Annotated in this window: 8 protein-coding genes; 5 read left to right on the top strand and 3 right to left on the bottom strand. The window is 72.0% G+C overall.

What is annotated here, in order from left to right:
* Positions 1–789 (bottom strand): alpha/beta hydrolase (locus ACFU99_RS21270; RefSeq protein WP_384394268.1); only part of this gene is annotated, 789 nt, incomplete at its 3' end.
* Positions 790–902: 113 nt separating this feature from the next.
* On the opposite strand from ACFU99_RS21270, the gene ACFU99_RS21265 reads away from it, so the two are divergent.
* The 4 genes from ACFU99_RS21265 to ACFU99_RS21250 all read left to right on the top strand — a co-directional run bounded on the left by ACFU99_RS21265 (position 903) and on the right by ACFU99_RS21250 (position 4,884).
* On the top strand, positions 903–1,667 hold the full coding sequence (locus ACFU99_RS21265) for a lysophospholipid acyltransferase family protein (RefSeq protein ID WP_384394267.1): 765 nt from the start codon (positions 903–905) through the stop codon (positions 1,665–1,667).
* Positions 1,668–1,757: 90 nt separating this feature from the next.
* Positions 1,758–2,966, top strand: coding sequence for a MacS family sensor histidine kinase (gene macS / locus ACFU99_RS21260; RefSeq protein WP_384394265.1), 1,209 nt, complete (start codon positions 1,758–1,760; stop codon positions 2,964–2,966).
* 56 nt (positions 2,967–3,022) lie between these two features.
* Positions 3,023–3,667 (top strand): response regulator, encoded by a 645-nt coding sequence (locus ACFU99_RS21255; protein WP_384394270.1) that lies wholly within the window; start codon positions 3,023–3,025, stop codon positions 3,665–3,667.
* A 188-nt stretch (positions 3,668–3,855) separates the two neighbouring features.
* The gene (locus ACFU99_RS21250) at positions 3,856–4,884 is read left to right on the top strand and encodes a 6-phosphofructokinase (protein ID WP_384394263.1); all 1,029 of its coding nucleotides are present in this window, start codon (positions 3,856–3,858) and stop codon (positions 4,882–4,884) included.
* A gap of 30 nt (positions 4,885–4,914) precedes the next feature.
* Here the strand turns inward: ACFU99_RS21250 and ACFU99_RS21245 are convergent, their stop codons facing one another.
* Entirely contained in the window at positions 4,915–6,846 is a 1,932-nt protein-coding gene (locus ACFU99_RS21245; RefSeq protein WP_384394262.1) for an anthranilate synthase family protein, read from the bottom strand.
* 259 nt (positions 6,847–7,105) lie between these two features.
* On the bottom strand, positions 7,106–7,645 hold the full coding sequence (locus tag ACFU99_RS21240) for a hypothetical protein (protein ID WP_384394260.1): 540 nt from the start codon (positions 7,643–7,645) through the stop codon (positions 7,106–7,108).
* A 261-nt stretch (positions 7,646–7,906) separates the two neighbouring features.
* Here ACFU99_RS21240 and ACFU99_RS21235 point away from each other — a divergent pair, with 261 nt between their 5' ends.
* Complete coding sequence (locus tag ACFU99_RS21235) at positions 7,907–9,256, top strand: class II 3-deoxy-7-phosphoheptulonate synthase (protein WP_384394258.1); 1,350 nt, start codon at positions 7,907–7,909, stop codon at positions 9,254–9,256.
* Positions 9,257–9,390 lie beyond the last annotated feature (134 nt).

Raw genomic sequence — 9,390 nt, 5'->3', positions numbered from 1 at the left:
GCCACTGGCAGCCGTCCCCTCCTTGCCGGCGCCCTCGGCGGCGCTCGGAGCGAGCCGGCCGATGAACGCGTACGTCTCCTCGAAGATGAACTCGGCGTCGTAGTCGAGCGTCGCCACGTGGTAGCTGCGCTCCAGCAGCCGCTCCGTGACGTCCCGCGACGACACCCGGCCCAGGATGCGCGCCGAGTCGACCGGCGGCACCACATGGTCCTCGGGGCTGTGCAGCAGCAGCAACGGCTGGGTGACCTGCGGCAGTTGCGCGTCGACCACCTGGAAGAGGCGGCGCAGCGAGTGCGCGGCGTGCAGCGGTACCCGGTCGTAGCCGAGCTCCGGGGAGTCCGGCTTGGCGATGTCGCTGGCGATGCCCTTGGCCGTACGGATCAGATGCCGCGTCACGGGCAGCGTCCGGGCGGCGAGCCCGTGCACCTTGTTGCCGGGGTTGACCAGGACGAGACCGCTGACGTCGTCGCCGTGCTCGGCGGCCAGCCGCAGCGCCAGCGCGCCGCCCATCGACAGCCCGCACACGAAGACCTTCGCGCAGCGCTCGCGCAGCGCCCGCAGCTCCCGGTCCACCTCCGCGTACCAGTCCTGCCAGCCGGTGACCTGCATGTCCTGCCAGCGCGTGCCATGGCCGGGCAGCAGCGGCAGGGACACCGTGAAGCCCCGCCGCGCCAGGGACTCGGCCCAGGGCCGTACGGACTGCGGGGAGCCGGTGAAGCCGTGACACACGAGGACGCCTACCTCTCCGCCTTCGTGGCGGAACGGCTCGGCTCCGGGGAGGAGCGGCACCGGTGTCTCCGATCGGTAAAGGGGGGCGGGAGGGTCTGCACCTCAGCGTACGCGGAGCGCCGCACGGCGGGTAGGCAGGTAAGGTCTCCTCGTCGCATACAGGAGGTCCTCGGTTGTTCTACGGCGCTATGAAGCTGTCCATCGGCGGGTCGTTGAAGGTCGCCTTCCGGCCGTGGGTGGAGGGCCTGGAGAACATCCCCGACGAGGGCCCCGCGATTCTCGCCAGCAATCACCTGTCGTTCTCGGACTCCTTCTTCCTTCCGGCCGTACTCCACCGAAAGGTCACCTTCATCGCGAAGGCGGAGTACTTCACCTCCCCGGGAGTCAAGGGAAAGCTGACCGCCGCCTTTTTCAAAGGCGTCGGACAGCTCCCCGTCGACCGCTCGGGCGGGCGCGGGGCGGGGGACGCGGCGATCAAGAGCGGTCTGGAGGTGCTGGAGCGCGGCGAGCTGTTCGGCATCTACCCGGAGGGGACCAGGTCCCCGGACGGGCGGCTCTACCGCGGAAAACCGGGCGGCCTCGCCCGCGTGGCGCTGGCCAGCGGGGCGCCCGTCATTCCCGTCGCGATGATCGACACCGAAAAGATCCAGCCGCCGGGCAAGGTGATGCCCAAACTGATGCGGCCGGGCATCAGGATCGGCGAACCGCTCGACTTCAGCCGCTATCACGGCATGGAAAGCGACCGTTTCATTCTGCGCTCGGTGACCGACGAGGTCATGTACGAGATCATGAAGCTCGGCGGCCAGGAATACGTGGACATCTACGCGACGGCGGCCAAGCGGCAGATCGCCGAAGAGGCGAAGAAGGCCGCGGAGGAAGAGAAGGCCGCGAAGGCCAAGGGGACCGAGGCCGCGAAGACGCGCAAGCCCGGGGCGTAGCCGCTCCCGGCGAGGGGTGGGGCAATGGCACAGGACAGGCGGTGGCCGCGAGCGAGGACAGCGCGGGCGAAACCGCCGCGCGTCATACGGATGTCGGTCGAGCTGCCGCTGTGGCGGGCGCTGACCGGCTACCGCATACTGACGCTCGGCTACGCGCTCGCGCTCTTCATCGTCAACTACCGCGACTTCGCGCACCCCTTGGGCGCCGGCTGCTACATGGCGGGCCTCACCGGCTGGATGGCCCTGACCTGGAGCCGGACGATGTCGCCGGAGCGCTGCACCAAGCGCTTCCTGGTCGGCGACCTCACCATCGCCCTCGGCGGCATCCTGCTCACCTCCGCCGTCGACTCCTGGGCCCGGATAGACGACGGGGCGCCCACCCTGCCGTCCATATGGGTGGCAGGCGCGGTCCTCGGCTTCGCGATCAAGGGCGGCTGGCGGTGGGCCGCGCTCGCCTCCACCCTGGTGGCCGTCGCCAACCTCGTCGAGCGCGGCGGCATGGCCCGCGACACCGTCCACAACGTGCTCCTCGTCTGGGTCGCCTCCATCGCCATCGGCTACATCGTCGAGGTGGCCCGCGCCAGTGAGCGGACCCTGGCCCGCGCCCTCCAGATCGAGGCGGCGACCCGCGAGCGCGAGCGGCTGGCCCGGGACATCCACGACAGCGTCCTCCAGGTGCTGGCCATGGTGCAGCGGCGCGGCGCGGAGATCGGCGGCGAGGCGGCCGAGCTGGGCCGGATGGCGGGCGAGCAGGAGATCGCGCTGCGCTCCCTGGTCTCCAGCGGCATGGTGCCCGCCCCGCGCACAGCGGAGCAGGACGCGAAGGACGCCGAGCTCGTCCAGGCCGTACGGGCGTCGGGGAAGCTCGCGGCCGCTTCGCAGGACGGCGAGGGCGGGCCCTGCGACGTACGGGTGCTGCTCGCCGTGCACGCCGGGGCGCGGGTCTCCTTCGCCGAACCGGGCACGCCCGTGCTGCTCGGGGCGGGTGCGGCGGTGGAGCTGGCGGCCGCTGTCAGTGCCGCGTTGGACAATGTCCGCCAGCACGCGGGTGAGGAGGCGAGGGCCTGGATTCTGCTGGAGGACGAGCCGCAGGAAGTGCTCGTGACCGTACGGGACGACGGACCCGGCATCGCCGAGGGGCGGCTGGCGGACGCCGAGCGGGAGGGCCGGATGGGCGTCGCGCTGTCGATCCGCGGGCGGCTGCGGGACCTGGGCGGCAGCGCCGAGCTGGTGTCCGTACCGGGGCAGGGCACGGAAGTCGAACTGAGAGTTCCGCGGGGGAATGGAGGACGGCAGTGAGTGAGAGCGAGAGCGAGACGGTGGGCACGGCGCTGGACGAGCGGCCGCTGAAGGTGATGGTCGTCGACGACCACCCGATGTGGCGGGACGCGGTCGCCCGCGACCTGGCGGCGGCCGGGTTCGACATGGTCGCCACGGCCGGCGACGGGCCGCAGGCGGTGCGCCGCGCGCAGGCCGCCGCGCCCGACGTGCTGGTCCTGGACCTCAATCTGCCCGGGATGCCGGGGGTGCGGGTCTGCCGGGAGCTGGTCGGGGAGAACCCCGCGCTGCGGGTGCTGGTGCTCTCCGCGAGCGGCGAGCACGGCGATGTGCTGGAGGCCGTGAAGTCCGGCGCGACCGGCTATCTGCTGAAGTCGGCCAGCACCGAGGAGCTGGTGGACGCGGTGCGCCGGACGGCGGTCGGCGACCCGGTGTTCACGCCGGGCCTCGCCGGGCTGGTCCTCGGCGAGTACCGGCGGCTGGCCACCGACCCGGCGCCTGCCGCGCCCGACGAGCCGAAGGCCCCGCAGCTGACCGACCGGGAGACGGAGGTGCTGCGGCTGGTGGCCAAGGGGCTCTCGTACAAGCAGATCGCCGAGCGGCTCGTCATCTCGCACCGCACGGTGCAGAACCACGTGCAGAACACCCTGGGGAAGCTGCAACTGCACAACCGGGTGGAGCTGGTGCGGTACGCGATAGAGCGGGGCCTCGATGACGAGTAGCGCCCGACCGCGTCCCGTACGCCCCTGACGCGGCCCGCGCACGCGCCGCGCGTCCGCTCGTACGAGTGAACGCTTCGGGTCAACTCGCAGCCATGGACGGGGAATTCGCCGATCGCACCATCCCGTGTGGCCTGGATCACCATTAGTGTGACCGAGGTCGGGTCCCTGTGCGAGAAGGAGAAGATTCCATGCGGGTCGGAGTGCTGACCGGTGGCGGCGACTGCCCCGGACTCAACGCGGTCATCCGCGCGGTCGTCCGCAAGGGCGTCCAGGAGTACGGCTACGAGTTCACCGGTTTCAAGGACGGCTGGCGCGGACCGCTCGAAGGCGCCACGGTCCCCCTCGACATCCCGGCCGTCCGCGGCATCCTGCCGCGCGGCGGCACGATCCTCGGGTCGTCGCGGACCAACCCCCTCAAGGTGGAGAACGGCATCCGCCGGATCAAGGAGAACCTCGCCAAGGAGGAGGTCGACGCCCTCATCGCGATCGGCGGCGAGGACACGCTCGGCGTCGCCGCCCGGCTGTCGGGCGAGTACGGCGTCGCGTGCGTCGGAGTGCCCAAGACCATCGACAACGACCTCTCCGCGACGGACTACACCTTCGGCTTCGACACCGCCGTCAACATCGCCACCGAGGCCATCGACCGGCTGCACACCACCGCCGAGTCGCACATGCGCGTCCTGGTGGTGGAGGTGATGGGCCGGCACGCGGGCTGGATCGCCCTGCACTCCGGGCTCGCGGGCGGGGCCAACGTCATCCTCATCCCCGAGCAGCGCTTCGACGTCGACCAGGTCTGCTCCTGGGTCACCTCCCGGTTCAAGGCCAGCTACGCGCCGATCGTCGTCGTCGCCGAGGGCGCCATGCCGGCGGACGGCGACATGGTCCTCAAGGACCAGTCGCAGGACTCCTTCGGGCATGTCCGGCTGTCGGGCGTGGGGGAGTGGCTGGCGAAGGAGGTCGAGCGGCGGACGGGTAAGGAGGCCCGTACGACCGTGCTCGGCCATGTGCAGCGCGGCGGCACCCCCAGCGCCTTCGACCGCTGGCTCGCCACCCGGTTCGGGCTCCACGCCATCGAGGCCGTACGCGACGGGGCGTACGGCTCGATGGTCGCCCTGCGCGGCACGGACGTCGTCCGCGTCCCCCTCGCCGAGGCGACCGCGAAACTCAAGACGGTCGCCCCGGAGCTGTACGCCGAGGTCGGCGTCTTCTTCGGCTGAGGGCTGTTGGCCGAGCGGTCGGCCCCGTTCTCAGCCGACCGCCACCGCCGCCAGCACGTCCGCGACGATGGCCGCGCCGTTCAGGGTCAGTACCGACTCCGGGTGGAACTGGACGCCCGCGAAGCCCGTGCCGCGCAGGGCGTGGACGTCGCCGGTGGCGGTGTCGCGGCTCAGCTCGACGCGGTGCATGGCCAGTTCCACCTCGGCGCGGTCGGTGCAGCGGGCGGTGAACGTGTTGTAGAAGCCGACGGTCTCCGGGCGGCCGAAGAAGTCGATGCGCTCCTGGGCGCCCTGGTACGGCACGGCCTTGCGGGCGATCTCCAGGCCGAGTTCCGCGGCGATCAGCTCGTGGCCCAGGCAGACGCCGAGCAGCCCGTGGCGGTGCGCGCGCAGCAGTTCGGCGGTGAGGGAGCGCAGGAAGCGCATCTTGGGGTCGGCGGTGTCGGACGGGTCGCCCGGCCCGGGGCCCAGCACCACCGGCCCCTCGTGCGTCAGCGCCGCCGCCCGCAGCCCCGGCTCGTCGTAGCGCCGCACCGTCACCTCCAGCCCCGCGGACCGCAGCAGGTGCGCGAGCATCGCGGTGAAGGTGTCCTCGGCGTCGATGACCAGCGCGTGCCCGCGCAGCCCGCCCGTCGGCTCCGCCGTCCGCATCCGCAGCCAGAACGGCGCGAGGTCGCCGCGCCGCGCGTCCAGGGCGGCCCGTACCCGCGGATCGTCCGCGAGCCGGACCGCCGGCGCCGCGGTGTCGCGTACGGGCGCGGGCCGCACCCCGAGCGCGGCCAGCACCCCCGCGGCCTTGGCGTGCGTCTCGGCGACCTCGGCGCGCGGGTCGGAGCGGCGTACGAGCGTGGCGCCCACCGACACCTTGAGCGCGCCGTTCCCGTCGATGTCCGCGGTGCGGATCAGGATCGGCGAGTCGAGGGTCTGCGCGCCGCCCGCGTCCCGGCCGATGAGGGCCAGCGCCCCGGCGTAGTAGCCGCGCCCGTGGCGCTCGTACCGCTCGATGACACGGCAGGCGTTCTGCACGGGCGAGCCGGTGACGGTCGCCGCGAACATCGTCTCCCGCAGCACGTCCCGCACGTCCCGCGAGGTCCGTCCGCGCAGCTCGTACTCGGTGTGCGCGAGGTGGGCCATCTCCTTGAGCCGCGGCCCGACCACGACGCCGCCCATGTCGCCGACGGTGCACATCATCTTCAGCTCCTCGTCGACGACCATCGACAGCTCCTCCACCTCCTTGCGGTCGTGCAGGAAGGCGAGCAGCCCGTCGGCGTCCGGGCCCTCGGACGGATAGCGGTACGTGCCGCTGATCGGGTTCATCACGACGGTCCCGCCGGACATCCGCACATGCACCTCGGGGCTGGCGCCCACCAGCGTCCGCTCCGCGGTGTGCACGATGTACGTCCAGTACGCGCCGCGCTCGCCGGCCAGCAGCCGCCGGAAGAGGGCGAGGGCGTCGGCCGCGGAGAAGCCGTCGATCCGCCCGTCGAAGGTCCGCCGGATGACGAAGTTGGCGCCCTCGCCCGTACCGATCTCGTCCTCGACGACCCGCTCGACGATCCGCGCGTACGCGTCGTCGTCCACGTCGAAGCACCCGTCCTCGACCCGCACCTCGTGCGCGGGCAGCGCCGCCAGGACGTCGGCGAGCGGCAGTTCGTACGACTCGCGGGGGAGCAGCACCGACAGCGGCGTCCCGTCGTCGCGCACGTCGAAGCCGCGCTCGCGGATCTGCCGGAACGGCACCAGCGCGAGCGCGTCGTGCACCGGGCCGCCGTCCTCGCCGTTCCCGTCGGGCTTCCCGGCCGGCAGCGGGATGTCGGCCAGCCGCTCGACCTCGACGACCGGCCCCAGGAGGAGTTCGACGGTGTCGTCGGTGCGGCCGGGGGTGCGGCGGTGCAGCAGGGCGAACGGCGGGCAGCCGGGGCCGAGCAGCCGGTCCATGAGGGCGGCGGTGTCGCGATGCATGGCGGGGTTCCTTCTGTCTGAGGAGGAACGGCCGCGCTACGCACGGAAGGCCGCCCCTCGGGGCGGCCTTCGCGAAGTCGGTGTACGCGCGATCAGTGGGCCGCCGAGTGAGCGGTCCACCACCAAGCCTGGTTCGAGTGCGTCAGCACCGAATGCGCGAACATGCCAGGCACCCTACCGGATGGACCGGCCCGGATCGCGGCGATCGCGGTGATCGCGGTGATCGGGGAAGCGGGCCGGTCCGTCCGCGCCGGAACCGTCAGTTCCAGGGGTTGGCCGGCTGGTCGTCGATCGCCGTCCAGAACCGGGTGTTCTTCGGCAGGTCGCCGTAGGCCCAGAACGACCAGCCGCCCGGATACTGGAGGTCGGGCCCGTAACGGCCGTCGTGGAACTCGGCCATCCGCCAGCCCGCGCCGAAGGCCGCCGCGCACACGCTGTCGGCGGCGGCGCGGCTGTTGAGCCGGGACCCCTTCACGGGCCGGCTCGCCGCGACGGTGCCCTGCGCCCAGCCCCCGTAGAAGTCCGGGGTCAGCCCGTCCGGCAGCGGGCTGCCGTCGACTCTCAGGCAGAGCACCGGCAGCAGGGCGGTGGCCGGGGTGTCGCCCTTGTACGGGTCGCTCGGCGTGCCGCCGGGGCCGCCGACCCGGACGCTGCCGTCGGGCCCGTCGGCCATCCGCGCCCAGGTCATCCCGGGGTGGGTGGCGGGCGGCGCGGCCTCGGCGGGCGCGGCGGCGAGCGGCAGCAGCGCGGCGGCGGCCGCGACGGCGGTGACGGCGGTGGAGGTGCGGAAGATCTTCACGGGCACTTCCTCTGGATTGGGGGCACGCGACGGCCCCGTCCGTGACCGGCTGGGCCCGACCGGGGCGGGGAGAGACTGGCAGAAGCGGTCACCTCTTGACCACAACTTCTTCACGGAACGGTCATAACCGGCCATGGTCCGAGCTGCCCCGGACAGGGGCCCCGGAAGTGGAGCGCCCGGCAGCCGGGTACGGGCGTGTCGGCCGTCTCATCTTCCGGGCGTGGGGATAACGCACCGCTGCGAGCACGTAACCTGTGGCGGGTGACCGTGAACGCTGAAATCCACGCCGGTGGCAACACCTGGCGCTCCCTTCCCGCGGCGCAGCAGCCTGACTGGCCGGACCAAGAGGCTCTGCGCGATGTGATCGCGGAGCTTGAGTCCTATCCGCCGCTCGTCTTCGCGGGCGAGTGCGACCAGCTGCGTCAGCGCCTGGGAGCCGTCGCCCGTGGCGAGGCGTTCCTGCTCCAGGGCGGCGACTGCGCCGAGGCGTTCGACGCCGTCGGAGCCGACCAGATCCGCAACAAGCTCAAGACGCTGCTCCAGATGGGCGCCGTGCTGACCTACGCCGGCTCGGTGCCGGTGGTCAAGGTCGGCCGGATCGCCGGCCAGTACAGCAAGCCCCGCTCGAAGCCGACCGAGACCCGCGACGGGGTGACCCTGCCGACGTACCGCGGCGACTCCGTCAACGGCTTCGAGTTCACCGAGGCGGCCCGCATCCCGGACCCGCAGCGGCTCAAGCGGATGTACCACGCCTCCGCCGCCACGCTGAACCTCGTACGGGCCTTCACCACCGGCGGCTACGCGGACCTGCGCCAGGTGCACGCCTGGAACCAGGACTTCGTGAAGTCCTCGCCCTCCGGGCAGCGCTACGAGGCGCTCGCCCGCGAGATCGACCGGGCGATGAACTTCATGAACGCCTGCGGCGTGGACCCCGAGGAGTTCAAGACCGTCGAGTTCTACGCCTCCCACGAGGCGCTCGTCCTCGACTACGAGTCGGCGCTGACCCGCGTGGACTCGCGGACCGGCGATCTCTACGACGTCTCGGGCCACATGGTGTGGATCGGTGAGCGCACCCGCCAGCTGGACGGCGCGCACCTGGAGTTCGCCTCCAAGATCCGCAACCCGATCGGCGTCAAGCTCGGCCCGACGACCACCCCGGAGGAGGCGCTCACCCTCATCGAGCGGCTCGACCCGGAGCGCGAGCCGGGCCGGCTCACCTTCATCACCCGGATGGGGGCGGACAAGGTCCGCGACCGGCTGCCGACCCTGGTGGAGAAGGTCACGGCGTCCGGCGCGCAGGTCGCGTGGATCTGCGACCCGATGCACGGCAACACCTTCGAGGCGGCCTCGGGCCACAAGACCCGCCGCTTCGACGACGTGCTGGACGAGGTCAAGGGCTTCTTCGAGGTCCACAAGGGGCTGGGCACCCACCCGGGCGGCATCCACGTCGAGCTGACCGGCGACGACGTCACGGAGTGCGTGGGCGGCGGCGACGAGATCTTCGTCGACGATCTGCACCAGCGCTACGAGACGGCCTGCGACCCGCGGCTCAACCGCAGCCAGTCGCTGGATCTGGCGTTCCTGGTCGCGGAGATGTACCGGGACCAGTAGGCGGAACCCGCCTGACCAGGCACAGTACGAACAGTGGGGCGCGGATCCTGTGATACGCGCCCCACGGCGTTGTTTCCCGCCCCCCCGACCGGGTAAGCTAACGGGAAACTCACTTAATGATGTCGGGTGGTGAA

This window comes from Streptomyces sp. NPDC057654, assembly GCF_042800135.1.
Taxonomy (GTDB): domain Bacteria; phylum Actinomycetota; class Actinomycetes; order Streptomycetales; family Streptomycetaceae; genus Streptomyces.
This window is presented reverse-complemented; position numbering and strand designations above follow the sequence as displayed.